The organism is Pseudomonadota bacterium (assembly GCA_039028935.1).
Classification (GTDB): domain Bacteria; phylum Pseudomonadota; class Gammaproteobacteria; order Steroidobacterales; family SZUA-146; genus SZUA-146.
Map to the genome: position 1 here is coordinate 1 of JBCCHD010000038.1, position 13,285 is coordinate 13,285.

15 protein-coding genes are annotated in these 13,285 nt (G+C 57.3%); 5 read left to right on the plus strand and 10 right to left on the minus strand.

Going from position 1 to position 13,285, the window contains the following annotated elements; genetic code table 11:
* Window positions 1-472, plus strand: a 472-nt coding sequence (locus tag AAF465_14435; protein ID MEM7083923.1) for a PEP-CTERM sorting domain-containing protein, incomplete at its 5' end; no start/stop codon positions are given.
* 85 nt (window positions 473-557) lie between these two features.
* Here the strand turns inward: AAF465_14435 and AAF465_14440 are convergent.
* Genes AAF465_14440 through AAF465_14455 form a run of 4 tightly spaced genes read right to left on the minus strand, consistent with a single transcriptional unit; the run spans window position 558 to window position 4,240 of the window.
* Window positions 558-1,673 carry a redoxin domain-containing protein gene (locus tag AAF465_14440; protein MEM7083924.1) on the minus strand — a complete coding sequence of 372 codons (1,116 nt, stop codon included), beginning with the start codon at window positions 1,671-1,673 and terminating at the stop codon, window positions 558-560.
* Window positions 1,674-1,716: 43 nt separating this feature from the next.
* A complete protein-coding gene (locus tag AAF465_14445; GenBank protein MEM7083925.1) occupies window positions 1,717-2,343 on the minus strand; it encodes a hypothetical protein in 627 nt (208 codons plus the stop codon).
* Window positions 2,340-3,494 (minus strand): M48 family metalloprotease, encoded by a 1,155-nt coding sequence (locus AAF465_14450; GenBank protein MEM7083926.1) that lies wholly within the window; start codon window positions 3,492-3,494, stop codon window positions 2,340-2,342. Before AAF465_14450 ends, AAF465_14445 begins: the two co-directional genes overlap by 4 nt.
* Window positions 3,491-4,240 carry a hypothetical protein gene (locus tag AAF465_14455; GenBank protein ID MEM7083927.1) on the minus strand — a complete coding sequence of 250 codons (750 nt, stop codon included), beginning with the start codon at window positions 4,238-4,240 and terminating at the stop codon, window positions 3,491-3,493. Before AAF465_14455 ends, AAF465_14450 begins: the two co-directional genes overlap by 4 nt.
* A 145-nt stretch (window positions 4,241-4,385) precedes the next feature.
* On the opposite strand from AAF465_14455, the gene AAF465_14460 reads away from it, so the two are divergent.
* On the plus strand, window positions 4,386-4,955 hold the full coding sequence (locus AAF465_14460) for a cysteine hydrolase family protein (protein MEM7083928.1): 570 nt from the start codon (window positions 4,386-4,388) through the stop codon (window positions 4,953-4,955).
* A gap of 83 nt (window positions 4,956-5,038) precedes the next feature.
* On the opposite strand, the gene AAF465_14465 is transcribed toward AAF465_14460, so the two are convergent.
* Together AAF465_14465 and AAF465_14470 are read right to left on the minus strand one after the other, a co-directional pair.
* Complete coding sequence (locus AAF465_14465; GenBank protein ID MEM7083929.1) at window positions 5,039-5,782, minus strand: glycosyltransferase family 25 protein; 744 nt, start codon at window positions 5,780-5,782, stop codon at window positions 5,039-5,041.
* A gap of 329 nt (window positions 5,783-6,111) precedes the next feature.
* Window positions 6,112-6,399, minus strand: coding sequence for a hypothetical protein (locus tag AAF465_14470; GenBank protein ID MEM7083930.1), 288 nt, complete (start codon window positions 6,397-6,399; stop codon window positions 6,112-6,114).
* Between the two features lie 225 nt (window positions 6,400-6,624).
* On the opposite strand from AAF465_14470, the gene AAF465_14475 reads away from it, so the two are divergent.
* The gene (locus AAF465_14475; protein MEM7083931.1) at window positions 6,625-7,674 is read left to right on the plus strand and encodes an AraC family transcriptional regulator; all 1,050 of its coding nucleotides are present in this window, start codon (window positions 6,625-6,627) and stop codon (window positions 7,672-7,674) included.
* A 96-nt stretch (window positions 7,675-7,770) separates the two neighbouring features.
* Window positions 7,771-8,001 (plus strand): SlyX family protein, encoded by a 231-nt coding sequence (locus tag AAF465_14480; protein ID MEM7083932.1) that lies wholly within the window; start codon window positions 7,771-7,773, stop codon window positions 7,999-8,001.
* A gap of 96 nt (window positions 8,002-8,097) precedes the next feature.
* Here AAF465_14480 and AAF465_14485 read toward each other — a convergent pair whose 3' ends face one another.
* A complete protein-coding gene (locus AAF465_14485) occupies window positions 8,098-8,877 on the minus strand; it encodes a helix-turn-helix transcriptional regulator (GenBank protein MEM7083933.1) in 780 nt (259 codons plus the stop codon).
* A 131-nt stretch (window positions 8,878-9,008) separates the two neighbouring features.
* Between AAF465_14485 and AAF465_14490 the strand changes: the two genes are divergently transcribed.
* Window positions 9,009-9,317 carry a hypothetical protein gene (locus tag AAF465_14490; protein ID MEM7083934.1) on the plus strand — a complete coding sequence of 103 codons (309 nt, stop codon included), beginning with the start codon at window positions 9,009-9,011 and terminating at the stop codon, window positions 9,315-9,317.
* A gap of 11 nt (window positions 9,318-9,328) precedes the next feature.
* On the opposite strand, the gene AAF465_14495 is transcribed toward AAF465_14490, so the two are convergent.
* The 3 genes from AAF465_14495 to AAF465_14505 all read right to left on the minus strand — a co-directional run bounded on the left by AAF465_14495 (window position 9,329) and on the right by AAF465_14505 (window position 13,102).
* Entirely contained in the window at window positions 9,329-10,549 is a 1,221-nt protein-coding gene (locus AAF465_14495) for a DUF6596 domain-containing protein (protein ID MEM7083935.1), read from the minus strand.
* Between the two features lie 30 nt (window positions 10,550-10,579).
* Window positions 10,580-10,918, minus strand: coding sequence for a YciI family protein (locus AAF465_14500; protein MEM7083936.1), 339 nt, complete (start codon window positions 10,916-10,918; stop codon window positions 10,580-10,582).
* A 108-nt stretch (window positions 10,919-11,026) separates the two neighbouring features.
* A complete protein-coding gene (locus AAF465_14505; GenBank protein ID MEM7083937.1) occupies window positions 11,027-13,102 on the minus strand; it encodes a hypothetical protein in 2,076 nt (691 codons plus the stop codon).
* Window positions 13,103-13,285 lie beyond the last annotated feature (183 nt).

Sequence of the window (13,285 nt, forward strand, 5' to 3'; positions counted from 1 at the left end):
GCCAAACCCGAAGAACTCGATCACCGAGCTTGGGATCGCTTACTTTGAGGCGTCCACAGGTCGCACGTGGGTGTACGCGTATAACGGCCAGAATAACTACGCCAGCTACCTCAGCATGGACTTCCTCGGCTACTTCGAAAACTCGTATACCACCAATGGTTCAGTTGCCACGCTGACGCTCGACAACAGCGAGTTTGAGGGCGCCCTCGAAACCGGCTTTAGTTTTGGTGAGCGCATCGGTATTTGGTTTCACCCCAGTGCCGACTTAAATGTCACCGGCGATAGCATGGGTCTGAGTAACTTTCATGCCCGTATGAATGGTTGGCTTGATACCAACTTTGACGGTAACTGCAACAATCCCAACAATGGCTGTATCACCGCCGTGCCAGAGCCTGCGACACTTGCTTTAGTCGCGATGGGTTTTGGCCTGATCGGATTTAGTCGACGTCGTCAGGCGCTCGCCGTTCGTTAACAAAACGGCGTAACTGATGGACAATCAAGCGCCCACACCGGCTTGCCGGCGTGGGCGTTTTTTGTGCGGCACCGATGCTCGCGACTCACTTTGCGTTAAGCGACTGTTCGTTAAAAAAATGTGAGATCAGCGTATAGCGAGTGCCCTGCGTGGTCTCGAGCACCTCGTGAAGCAACGCGGAGGAAAACACCAAGGCCGACCCAGCTGGCGACTTGTAGCGCTGATTGCCGTATTCCTTGAACTGCACCTCGCCGCCATCATAGTCATCATTGAGATTTAGCGACAGTGCAAATCGTCGATAGGCCGTTGCCGCGCTCACATTGTCCCGATGTCCCATTTGATTCCCGCTGCGCTTCCCGACATAGCGCGCGATATGCAGATCCTCGCGACGGGTGACCTCATAGGCAAACGCTTTTTTTATCATCGGTACGACGCGACCAAAGATCCGTTCATCAAGAAACGCGAGCGTCTGCTGGTCTTTGATAATCTGATCCACCCGATCCTGGCGATTGTGTTCATACACAGGAATTTTGTAGTTGCCCGGCAGTTCGCCCGCTTGCGGGGGGCGAATCATGAGTGGCTCGTCCTGCTCAAATAATCGAATAAGCTGAGCGCACTCTTCGCGCGAGAGCACGGCCGGTACTTGAAGCACCGGCGCATGGGTAGTTGTCCAGTAGCCCGCGCCCGACGAATCGGGATTGCATTCATTCATAGCGGCTCCTAATTCAGCCTCAATGTCTTCTCTTAAATCAAACCACGCCCGCACCTGACGACTCGGGCTCAGCACCACGGCGCGCGAGGGCTGATCCGATGCTTTGTGCACACCAAAACTCGCAAACACAGCCCCGGTGGAGTCACCCAAAATCGGCCAGCGAAACCCGCTTTGATTTTGGAGTTGTCGGTTTGCCGCTCCGTCGCTATCGGCACTCACCGCCAACACCGCCACCTCCATATCGGCCAGTTGATCGCAGCGCAATGCGACGGCCCGCATGATCTGCTGCGCCTGTTCGGCATCGGCTCGGGCGTTGATCAACAGCACAAGCAAGGCGCGACCAGCGAGATGATCGTCATTCATGCCAAGCGGTCGACCGTCTTGATCCCGAAGATTAAATGGTAACGCGTGTGCACCCGGCCACAGCGGCTGAACGTAGTCGCGCAACAGCGTTGAGGCAAGTTCATAGGTGGTGCGAGTGTTATTCATATTCTTATCACCATGCGTTGAAATGGGCGCTGCGCCAACCGATTCAATCGCGCTCCCAACGCCACGTACGAATTTGCAAGCCGGCGACGATCTCATCAAATTCATCGACATCCCGATCGAAATAATACAATGCAGGCGCACGGTACTCGATCGTATAAAAGGCTAAGGGACTGGCCATGCCGTAGATACGCTCCCTAAACCGAACCCCCTCACTGGATCGAAACGCGAGGTCCAATTGAAACCCGTCCTTGCCTGCAATTAGGGCCGGTCCATGACTGAGCACTTCGAGCGTATCCATCGGCATCGTGACTTTGGTATCCGCAATAAACTTTTCCAGTAATACTTGCGGCAGCTGGTCGAGCGAGGACGACTTTTCAATGTGTTCAAACGCGTCCTCATGCAGACGTTTGCGTATCAAAACGCGCTGAATGTCCTCGCCGTCTTTCGTCAGTGTCAGCGTCCGCTTGGCATTGAGTGGCGCGCTGTACCAGCCCGCCGGTACGTAAATCGAAAACACCGTGTTTTTGAGATCATAGCGTTTACTCTTAGACGCCTTCCAGCCCACGCACGCGGACAGCGTGAGTACGATCAGACACAGACATATACCGCGCCAACTCAGTCTAGACAGGCGGATCCGCGACGAACGATCAGTCAATGCAGATAGCGTCATTGGTCCTCCGTCGGGTGACGTTCAAGGTAGTGCTCTGCCCAGCGTCTATCCGGCCCTTCGGGTCGAAGTTCCAAATAGCGATGAAAATAGGGGCGAGCCGCCGCGATGTCTCCACGCTCAATGAGCATGACACCTAGCTTGCTCAGCGCCTCGGCGTAGGGTGGCGTGGCGTCGGCAAGCTCACGATACAGTTGTTCGGCAACCAGCCAATCACCTGTGTTTGCACGTGTTCGATAGGCCTCGGCTAAATAAAAACGCGCGTCGCGAGGAAAAAGGTCTAGTCGATCCTCCGTCTCCAAAAGATGAATGAGTTTATCGGGCTTGCCGGCTTCGGTCAGTCCTTTGAGCACCGCCATACGCGCATTTTTCGTTATGCGCAAAAATCGATCGGCGTGTTCCGCTCCGCGCTCAGGTACCGATAGCGCCAGTTGATTCATAGTCTTCGATCGACGCGTTAGCGAAGGATGCGTTCGAACAAAAAAGAAGCCCGGCGATTTACCCACTTTTTGCTCACGGTTAAGACGCAAGAACCAATCCCCCAACCCGTTGACATCGTAGCCGGCGTCGCCGGCGCGGGAGAATCCGAACGCATCGGCGTCAGACTCCAACCCCTGCGAGTGACGCATAAAGGCCGTCATACCCACGATTGAACCGCCCAGACCGTAGCCGCTCGCTCCGGCGACATTAATAAAAATGTTGGTGCGCGTCGCGGACCGATAAGAACGTCGCGAATGACTCTCCGTGTAATGCGCGCCTTCGTGACCGACAATAAACGCCAATTCCGCTTCATTATTGAGTCTTGCCAACATCCCGGTGTTGATAAACAGCTCACCGTTTGGCAGTGCAAACGCATTGGGCTCGGTGGATCGAATCGCGCGCGTGCGCAGGGTGCCCTTAAAGTCCGGAAAAAGCTGATCCGTTATCGACTGAAGATAGTCGGCCAGCGCGTCATCTTCGAACAATGCGCCCTCGTTGACCAATGAATCAACGAGTTGATCGGCCATGAGTTCCAGGCGCCCGTCTAAACCCTCCACATACTCTGGGTCCGATTCGCTATCGATGCCGACTTGATCCACCGCATCGACGCGGCCCGACGCGCATCCGGTCAGCACAAAAATCAATAAAAGCACCCACATCAACGTTCGATTCATCGACGTTTCTCGTCTCGATCCAAGTCCATGAGGTCACTGTCAGGATAGACGCCCACCAGTTCCTCCAGCACCGCCCGCGCTCGACGCGGGTTGCCCAGGTTGACGCGGGACAGCGACTGCACATTAGCCCACTCCAGCCTGCCGTCGCGCAGATCAACCAGCGCAGCGGCGGTGTATGAACCACCCAACGCCGGAACAACATTGAATGCGCCCGTGCTCAAGGTGGCGACATTGGCCGCAAACATCGCCAGTCGTGCCTTGGTCGACTGCTGTCGTTCACCCACAATCAGGAGCATTTTGTCTGCACCGGACTTTTCGGCGAGCCAGTCCAAACCCTGACCAATGCGAAAGTCGTAGGCCGAACGCTTGTGTTTGAGGTCGCCTTTTTTAATCGACTCGATTGAGCTCTTTAGCACGAGTTCCAGTAGCGCCCGATGTTCGTCCAATGTGATCTGTTCAGCGCGGGTCAGCGTCGGCAACGGCTTTAGCGTAAACGTCGCCGCACCGATGGCATCCGCCGCCTCTTGGAGGTTTGCGCGACCAGCCTGGGTCTTTTGAGGGTGCGGTTCGCGCGTGCTTGCCGCCGTCAAAATATAATGTTCGTAATCAACCGGGAGAATCAAAACCGCGGAATCGGCCGCGGTAGGCGCCATCAAGCCTACCGCCAAGATCGCCCCGAGCAGCCGTCGCACGGTCGCCATTGGACGCATCAAAAACGAGCGTCGCTCACGCGGTGTTGGGATCATAGGTGAGGTGTACACATTGACGACTCGACATGTCAAAGTAAGCGCATCAAGAGAATAGCACTATCTGTTGACGCCGTTGGGCACAAATCACCCTCCGATTCGCCCGACCGCCCTATCACACGCCGCACAAAGGATGCGAAGCACGATGAATGCCCATACCGCACTGCTGCTAATCGACGTTCAACAAGGTCTGCTTGACGCGGCCTATGGCCAGAGAAACAACCCTCAAGCGGAGCAACAAATGCGGGCGTTGCTCGAGCACTGGCGGCACCAGAAGTGGCCGGTCTTTCATGTTCAGCATTGCTCGACGGAGCCGCACTCACCACTGCGTCCTGACCAGCCGGGCGTCGCCTTTCAACCTCAGACCGCCCCCATCGACGGCGAACCGGTGTTTCAGAAAAACGTCAATAGTGCGTTCATTGGCACCACGTTGGAAGCCACGCTACGCGAACAGAACCTCGACTGCTTAGTGGTGGTAGGGCTGACGACCGACCATTGTGTGTCGACGTCAGTGCGCATGGCGGCGAATCGGGGTTTTCGTGTCTTTCTGGTCGGCGATGCCACCGCCACTTTTGAACGCGTGGGGCCCGATGGCCGTCATTACGCCGCAGACACCATGCACGCGGTGAATCTCGCTAGCCTGCACGGTGAATTTTGCACCGTGGTTTCGACCGAGGGCGTGTTACGCTCAGAGATCGAGTCGGGCGCCAAGTAAGACACTCGGTCGAGGATACCCGGAGACGACTGGCCGTTCGCGCCTATTTAAACACCGGTTTGAACGGAGGCCGGTCTCATACCCTAATCGTCGCTGAACGTGGCCGCGGCAAGCGTTCGATTGGCCTGCCTTCTTAACTGCCAGTGACGCAGCTTTCTTAGCGGCCGTCGCAAACGGGTCAGCCAGTCTTTCTGTGCCTTGGGGCGCGCACCGATGTGACTGTCACCACTGAACTCGCTGTCCCACACGGAATACGGCGTGACGCCGTACATCACCTGGCGATGCAACCAAAACATTTTGGTGTAGACATCCGCGGGCCCAAAAAAGCGGCGACTGTTGTGCAATAGCGCCGCCGCCGAAGCAGGCGACAGCATGTAGCCGGCGAGACTGTGCGGGGCCTTGGTATAGCGCCACAGCGTGTGTTGCTGTATTTCCCGAAGGGGTTTTTTACGCGCGCGTGTCTCGCTTTGAAATCGAATGAAGCCGCACGCCTCGATGCACGCATTGGCGGCGTCTATCGCCGCAGAGAAATTGGCGGACAGGGTAAAGTCATCTTCCATGATCACAAGCGGCGCACCGGAGTCAACGCATTGCCGCCAGGCTTTGCGATGACTGGCAAAACACGCGATTTCGCCATCAGTCGCCAGGCGACCGGTGTTCAACACGTATTCTTTTTCCTCGACCCGACCTCGTTCTTCATCGCTAAGTGAGCGTTTGTCGATCGCGTCCATAAACGAAAAGGGCAGGTTTTGCGCGCCGAGTTGACGCGAAACCGCGGCCCGTCGTTCGACCGCGTGAGCAAGGCTAATGACAAGAATCGGCGGCATGTGCACTTCGCAACCTAAGTGGAAAAAAACTTAGGCGGGACGCTATCACTCCAAGGCATCCAACGCCACTTCGCGGTCTAATTCAAGGTATTGCTGCCAACCGTTCCGGTGGCTCGATGGATCGGCATGTTACCGCCGCCTGGTGAACGGTGATGTGAGCGAATAGAGTTCGAGCGGTGGCGCCAGTCTACCGGCGAGGGAGGATTGGTGTGCGTGTCAGGCGGTTTGGAGGCGTTTGCTCACCGCGCCTCTGAGCACGCGCTGCCGCCGTCAAGCAGACCCCTTGCGCCAACGCCGACGTCGACGCAAGGGGTCGATCGTTCAAGCGATTAAGGCGTCACCGCCACATCGATGACGTCCTTGCGCTCAATCTGGCAGGCCACCTTTTGACGTGAATCCGCGTCGCGGTCTTTCAGCGTCATAAACATAGTGCGCTTACGCGTATTGCCCTTGCGGTGCGAGAACTTAAGGCTGTGCTGATCCTGGTCGTAGAGCCCCTGGGCGCTGAGCGCGGCACGGCATTTTTTGAGATCGTCCTGGGTGGAGGCCTGCGCGGGCTGACTCATTAGGGTCAGGGCGGTGACACCTGCGGCGATAAGAGTGAGTGATTTATTCATTTGCGTCGTCTCCAGTAGAAATTGGGCTGCCCGTCACTGGGCATGCCTAACTGTGCGCAAGTCCTTGAATTAACGCTTGTCAAAATCGAAATTCGTTGGTGCATTGCAAAATCGACCGGTGATTTTTACTATTGACCAGCCTTTTATTAGCAAGTCATTGATACTCAGTTTGGGGCTGACAACCGCCCCTTCAGTCATTTGCTTACTTTAGATTGGACCGACGACATGGATGCTCATCTTCTTACAGAAACGCTCATTCGAGGTGCATCAGCAGGGCTTCTCCTACTGCTGGCGGCGGTGCTCTTACGGCATGTTCGCTGTTGCGTGGCGTCGCGCGCAGGCGCGGTCTTTGCACTGGGCACCGCGGCGTATGCCATTCAAAGCTCCGAGACTCTGTGCGCGCACATCGGCGCGTGGGACTACCTGCTCACCTTTTTATCCATGCAATGTGTGACGTTTTTTTGGTGGTTTGCGAATGCGGCGCTGGATGACGATTTCGAATGGCAGTCTTGGCATTGGACACCCTTTGCCGTCCTTTCTGTGCTGATCGCACTCTATTTATTTGTGCCACCGCTGTCCTCTGCCGCTGGCATCGTGGCCAAGCTGATCATGTTGGGTCTGGCCCTGCATGTGCTGTGGATGGCACTCGCCGAACATCGAAATGATTTGCTCGAACAGCGACGCCGCGTGCGTTTGTTGTTCGTTGCGGGCATTGGCATCGCCTGTCTTGGCGCGACATTACTGGAGATGTTCGTCGGCACGGATCAGCTGCCGCAGTGGGCCAGCATGCTGATGGCGGTGGAAACACTGGTGCTGTCATTGATTTTTGCCATGTTCTTGCTGCAGCCCTCTGCACCGCTCATGCGGGCTAATAATGGCAATGCCCCGCCCCAACCCAGCGGCGCTTCGCCGGCGGACACCTATGAGTTGCAGCAGCTCGAATCACTCATGCGTACGGGTTTTTACACGCGCGAAAGCCTTACGATCAGTGACTTTGCGACGGAGCTGGATATCCCGGAACACCGTTTGCGCATACTCATTAATCAACAATTGGGCTTTCGGAATTTCACGGCCTATCTCAACAGCTATCGGTTATCAGACGCCCGCAATGCGCTAGCCGATCCGGCTCAAGCGCGTCGCCAAATCACCCAAATTGCGTTCGATCTGGGATATGGCTCAATCACACCCTTCAATCGCGCTTTTAAGGCTGAACAGGGCATGACGCCGACGGAATATCGCCGTATGGCGCTCGCCGAGCAACAGGTCACGCACTAGTCACACGTCGGCCAGCGTCGCGTTACGCAGCGAGTGTTCAATTTGCCGCCGCACCGGTAAACTCTGACCATCGCCAAGGCGTTTTGCGGAACCGCTATGAAGCGTTCAACAGACACGATCGTGCACGAACTTCAGCAGCGCATTGATGAACTTGAGACCAAAGTGTCTTTCTTGGAATTGGCAAATCAAGAAATGAGTGACGTAATGTATGCGCAGCAACAGGCCATAGAAAAGCGCCTCGATCGTCTGTCCGCTGCACTTGAAAAACTGGAGCAGCCGGATGCGCCGTCCACCTCACTTCTCGATGACATTCCTCCGCATTATTAGTCGCTCGGCGTGTCTGACAGACCGTGCTCGATACGGTTCGACTCGATCCCAGCCTGGCTTGGCAATCGGCGGATTTGCGCCGTCGTAGGTAACCGCCTAGGCGAGCGATTCGAGAAACTGGCGACTGACGTCATCCGCCGGGAAAAACGACTCGATTCGAAGTTCGTCGGTGGTAATGTCCTGCGGGGTGCCGAAGGTCGCAATCACTGAAAACAATGCCACGCGAACATCACCAAATCCCAATTCCAGCGGCAGGGTAGGCATGAGAGCATCATCCGCCTGCAGATCAATGTGGCCGATATCGCCTGTGAGCACTTTTACCCGCTCAAAAAACGCCGCGGTTTCGCGGTCGCTATAGCGCAGCATATCGCGGTGCAAGCGCTGCACAAACGGCGCAACACATTGATCAAAATTAACGATAAAAGGACGGAAACCACGAGGATGCAGAGTCAGTAACGCCAGATTACTTCGGGTTTGCGCGTCCACCTCCAACTCGCCCACGACCGTCATGAGTCGCTTCATTGCGGCATTGGATTGAACAATGTTCCAAAAACGATCGATGACCACGCACGGATACGGCTCTTGTTTGGCAAGAATCTGATCGAGTGCGGCACGAACCGATCGCATTTGCTCATCATCAAGCCCGCGCTCGCGATAGACTTTGGCAAAGCCCGCCGCGGATAACAGCGCGTTTCGATCTCTCAGTGGAATGTCGAGCGCCTCGGCAAGCTGCATCACCATGGGTCGACTCGGACGACTTCGGCCCGTTTCCAGACAGCTGAGATGACGCTGCGACACGCTGGCCATCATCGCAAGCTCAAATTGAGACAGCTTGCGCACCTTGCGCCACTGTCTAACGACGTCGCCAAACACCATTGCGAGCTCCTTAACCTATCGGCGTATTGTCTGTCCTACCGCAGGATAAATTCAATGACCTCCGGCGTCATAGACCTTATCACCTGCTGATCGCATGCTAGGTCACGTCCTTCATCAACCGGAGATTGTGAATGCGACCCATCAAATTATTAGCCATTGTTCTGCTCATCCCGTTTTCGGTTCTGTCTGTTTATGCCGTTCAGCAGGTCGGCTACTTCGGTATTTTTGACTATCACCGTCATAGTCCCGCCGGCTGGCAGGTGTTTAGCGACCTCGTGATCGCGATCCTACTCATTATGGTGTGGATGATCCGCGACGCGCGAAAGACGAACCGCACGGTCTGGCCTTTTATCTTGGCCAGCCTGACGCTTGGATCGATCGGACCACTGCTGTACCTCGCCTTGGGGCCCAACGCTAAATCCAGTGTGGTGACGGCTTAGTTGATGTGCGATCAAGCGCGCGACAATTGCTCGATCAAGAAGTCGCGCACCGCCGGGTCATCGCAAAGGCCAATCGCTCGTTCATACGCCTGACGCGCGTCCTCTGCACGCTGTGCGCGCGTACACAAATGCGCGCGCACAGCCCAATAGGGTTGATAGCTACGCACGCGGTCAGCGGGTATCAGATCCAGCGCCGCCAAACCGGCGGGCGCACCCTCCACTTCTCCCATGGCCGCGGCACGCCCTACCCACGCGGCCAGCGAGGGTGCTTGAACCACGAGCGCATCGTAGAGCCGGGCGATCGTCGACCAGTCCGGTCCGTCTGCGTCATTAAATTGCATATGGTGGCTTTGAATCGCCGCTTCTAACTGAAAACGACCAGGCGCTTTCAGCGCCGCAGCCAATCCTAGATGATGCTCGGCGGCTGCCACGATACGCCAGTCCCAGTGCGCGCGATCCTGCTCGGATAAGGGCACGTAGGCGCCTTGCGCGTTACGGCGAGCCTCGACCCGCGCCTGTACAAACAGCATCAAACTCAGCAGCCCCTGTGCTTCGGCGATGTCAGGTTGCGTGTGCACAAGAATTTGCGCTAACCATATGGCTTCATGCGCCAAGCCATGGCGCCAATCGCGCGCGTCTTCAATTGCGTCGTAACCGGTACCGAACGCGGCGTATATCGCATCGAGCACATCATGCACCCGACGCGCTTGCTCCGCTTCATCGGGAATCACAAAACCGGGCTGCTTCTGCCCAATCTGTTTCTTCGCGCGGGCAAGGCGCTGTCCGAGCGCGGCCGGGCTGACTAAAAACGCGGCGCTCATGTCCTGCGCGGTCAATCCCAACACCGTTTGCAGCATTAGCGGCGCCCGCACATTTGCCGCAATAGCCGGATGCGCGCACAGCATCATCAAGTCGAGTCGGCGGTCGTGAGGCTCGCTGTCTGCCTCCAGACGATCAAACAAATCGATCAGTTCAGGTTCGACCCGTTGTTTGACAGCGACGTGGCGCGACTGGTCGATCAGCGCCCGTCGCGCCGTCGTGAGCAACCACGCATCAGGGGCCTCGGGAACGCCATGCGTATCCCAGCGATCAAGCGCTTTGACAAAGGCATTGCTCAACGCATCCTCAGCCTGGGCGATGCCTACCCCCTGCTGACAGAGCGTCGCGATCAGACGGCCGTAGGCCAAGCGCGCCGCCTGTTCGGCGGCGCGCCGACCTTCAGTGCTTCCCATGCTGAGCACGGTCGCAGTGGCGCGTGGGCATTACTCGGCGTAGTCCGGGATCGGCCGTACTTCTACTGCACCCGACGCCAGCGGCACTTTCGCAGCCCAGCTCAACGCCGCCTCTTTGGACGGCACATCGATGAGATAAAAACCACCGAGTTGCTCTTTGCTATCGACAAACGGCCCATCCTGCACCCGCCCATCAACAAAACGCGTCACCGCATTTGACGAGCGGTCGAGCGGCTCGCCGCCAACCATCGCACCGGCTTCGACCAGCGAGTCAACAAACGCCTGATGAGCGAGCATGACCTTGTCGTGCTCGGACGTTGATAGGTCGTGGAACGTCTCATCATCAAACAATAACAGTGCAAATTTCATGGTGTTCTCCTGTTGAGTGGTGGACGCCAAGACACGTCCTTACCAACAAGACGATTGGCCATGCCCGATTTTGACACGCACGCCCAAAAACGCGTAAACGGTAAGCGGCTAACCGCCGAGCAACTGTTGACGCACAGTCGAGGAGGCCCCCGATTCATCAAGAAAACGCGCGGCGGCGCCCGGCTGAGGGCTGCGGCGCAAAATCTGATAAGACTGTATGATGGCCTGATCGCGCGCGCTCGGGTCGGGAAGCGCGCGCAGCCAACGCGCCGTGGCCGATACGTCGGTTCGCACCCAGGAGTGCGCCACACTCGACACAGCCGTCGTACGGGTGGCGTCATCCGCGCGCTCGGCCCAGCGCGCGGCAGAGGTGGGATCCGAACGCGCCCAGCGTCCAATCGCCGTCTGCACCACCTGTTGCCGCCGCACCGGCGACAACTCCTCGGTGCTGTTGAGTGCAATCTCAGGCTGTTGCATTGCAATAGACTGCAGGGTAGTCGTCAACACCTCATCGTACTGCGGGTGATGTTGAAATTGACGCACCCAGCTGAGCGTTCCGCCAGGATCGCTGGTACTCCGTCGCATCGCAATATCACGAATCAACTCGGTGGTTTGCGCCTCCGGGAGTTCGTATATTAACGACATAGCCAGATCCGGATCCGACTGGCTAACTGCGGTCGCGACCCCCTTTAGCGCATGAACGCGTGCACTGGACGGCAAGCTTTGCGCCCACCTGAGCGCGGCCCGGCCATCGGCTCTGGCCAGTCGCCCAGCGGCTTCCTGATACACCGTGTCTGTCGCCGCTCCGGGCGGTAGTTTGGACACCGCTTCTTGAATGAACGCGGGGTCATTGGTTTGCGAGTAGCCAAGAATGAGACTCACATGGTGCGCGTTCAGCGTTTCTGGCAGCTGAGTCAGCGCAAAATCCAGTGCGCGACGCGGGTTGCTTTGCGCGATTTGCGGCAACGCATTGACAAACACGCGATTGCGTTCATCCGCCTCCATGGTTTCGAGCCACGCCATCGTTTGCTCCGGATGACTATAGGCAATGCGTTGTACGACAGCGGTGGTGATCGCGTCTCGGTCTATCTTGTCGAACGTCATTAGGGCCGCCTGCGCGGCCATCGGATCGCGCGCCACCCATTCAGACATGACGCCTTGGAGCGCGCTCTGGCGTTGTGGGCCTGTGACATCACGCGCGAGTGCTAGCGCGTCATTGGGATTCACTTTCGAGTACGTGGCGAGACCGTGGCTGAGCATCGCGGCGCGTTTTTGTGGATCGGGGTGATCAAGAATGTACTGCATGGCAATGTCGGCATCGTCCTCGACCCAACGCGCAACAACGATTTGCAGAAACTGCGCTCGAAGCCGCTCACCTTGAATGGTATTGAGCGCGTCAATCGCGCCGACCGGATCGGTCCGCCCCCATACCGTGGCGACACCGCGCATCGCCGAATAACGCGCGCTTAGATTGCTCAGAGAATTAATATCGGCGAGCGCGCCCATCGGATCGCGATTGGCACGGATCGCCAGCGCCTCACCCTCAATTCTCGCCAGCGCCTGCTGATCCACGAGCTTGGCGGCGGCCCGTTGTAACGGGGCCGATCCTGCGCGCGACGCGGAGGATAAGATGGCGTAACTCGCTCTCGAGCGATAGCGCACGTTTTCGAGTGCATTGGCGCTCGTGATGGCCGCATTGAGATCAAGGCGCGCCCAATCGCCGTAAATAACCGACACGATTTGATCGGCGATATCCAGACCGGACGACAATAAGTACTGGACCGCGCCATTCGGATTAAGCTCCGTGAAACGCGCATACAGAATTCGCAGTGCCGCGAGGCGGTCATAGCGTTCGGCGATCTGCGACGACTCATCAATCAATCGCCTAATGGTCACTTCGTCCGCTCTACCGGCCACGACATAGAGCGCCTCTGTTTGCGTAAAGTCAGTGGGTAAGGTCAGTACGCGTTCAATCGATTGCACATCACCATAGGCGTCGCGGCGTGCACGCTCCGCTTCATCGAGGCGAGCTTGGGTATCGACCGAGGGTGCGACGTTCGGCATCACCACCGCGTGCGCCGCCCGGCCCGACGACGACTCGACGGTTTTTTTTCCTACGGCGTATCCGGCCCACCCTGCGATGCCGACTAACGCAACCACTATGATCAAACCAATGTGTCGCATCTATTGTTCACTCCCTGTGCTGCCGCTCGATACGCGACCACGTTACGCGTTCGCTTAGCTTACCATCCTTGTGATTCGGTCAACGATTCGCCGGAGTGTCCGATTTAGGTCGATTCTACGCCCCAACGAGTGGCCCAGTCCGCCTCCGTTCACGCAAGTTGGCGTTCGTCCGTCGCGCCACTG

Bases quoted from the DNA above. Each gene is read 5' to 3' on its own strand.
- AAF465_14440 (MEM7083924.1), bottom strand. From the start codon at position 1,673: ATGAATAACACTCGCACCACCTATGAACTTGCCTCAACGCTGTTGCGC.
- AAF465_14445 (MEM7083925.1), bottom strand. From the start codon at position 2,343: ATGACGCTATCTGCATTGACTGATCGTTCGTCGCGGATCCGCCTGTCT.
- AAF465_14450 (MEM7083926.1), bottom strand. From the start codon at position 3,494: ATGAATCGAACGTTGATGTGGGTGCTTTTATTGATTTTTGTGCTGACC.
- AAF465_14455 (MEM7083927.1), bottom strand. From the start codon at position 4,240: ATGATCCCAACACCGCGTGAGCGACGCTCGTTTTTGATGCGTCCAATG.
- AAF465_14460 (MEM7083928.1), top strand. From the start codon at position 4,386: ATGAATGCCCATACCGCACTGCTGCTAATCGACGTTCAACAAGGTCTG.
- AAF465_14465 (MEM7083929.1), bottom strand. From the start codon at position 5,782: ATGCCGCCGATTCTTGTCATTAGCCTTGCTCACGCGGTCGAACGACGG.
- AAF465_14470 (MEM7083930.1), bottom strand. From the start codon at position 6,399: ATGAATAAATCACTCACTCTTATCGCCGCAGGTGTCACCGCCCTGACC.
- AAF465_14475 (MEM7083931.1), top strand. From the start codon at position 6,625: ATGGATGCTCATCTTCTTACAGAAACGCTCATTCGAGGTGCATCAGCA.
- AAF465_14480 (MEM7083932.1), top strand. From the start codon at position 7,771: ATGAAGCGTTCAACAGACACGATCGTGCACGAACTTCAGCAGCGCATT.
- AAF465_14485 (MEM7083933.1), bottom strand. From the start codon at position 8,877: ATGGTGTTTGGCGACGTCGTTAGACAGTGGCGCAAGGTGCGCAAGCTG.
- AAF465_14490 (MEM7083934.1), top strand. From the start codon at position 9,009: ATGCGACCCATCAAATTATTAGCCATTGTTCTGCTCATCCCGTTTTCG.
- AAF465_14495 (MEM7083935.1), bottom strand. From the start codon at position 10,549: ATGGGAAGCACTGAAGGTCGGCGCGCCGCCGAACAGGCGGCGCGCTTG.
- AAF465_14500 (MEM7083936.1), bottom strand. From the start codon at position 10,918: ATGAAATTTGCACTGTTATTGTTTGATGATGAGACGTTCCACGACCTA.
- AAF465_14505 (MEM7083937.1), bottom strand. From the start codon at position 13,102: ATGCGACACATTGGTTTGATCATAGTGGTTGCGTTAGTCGGCATCGCA.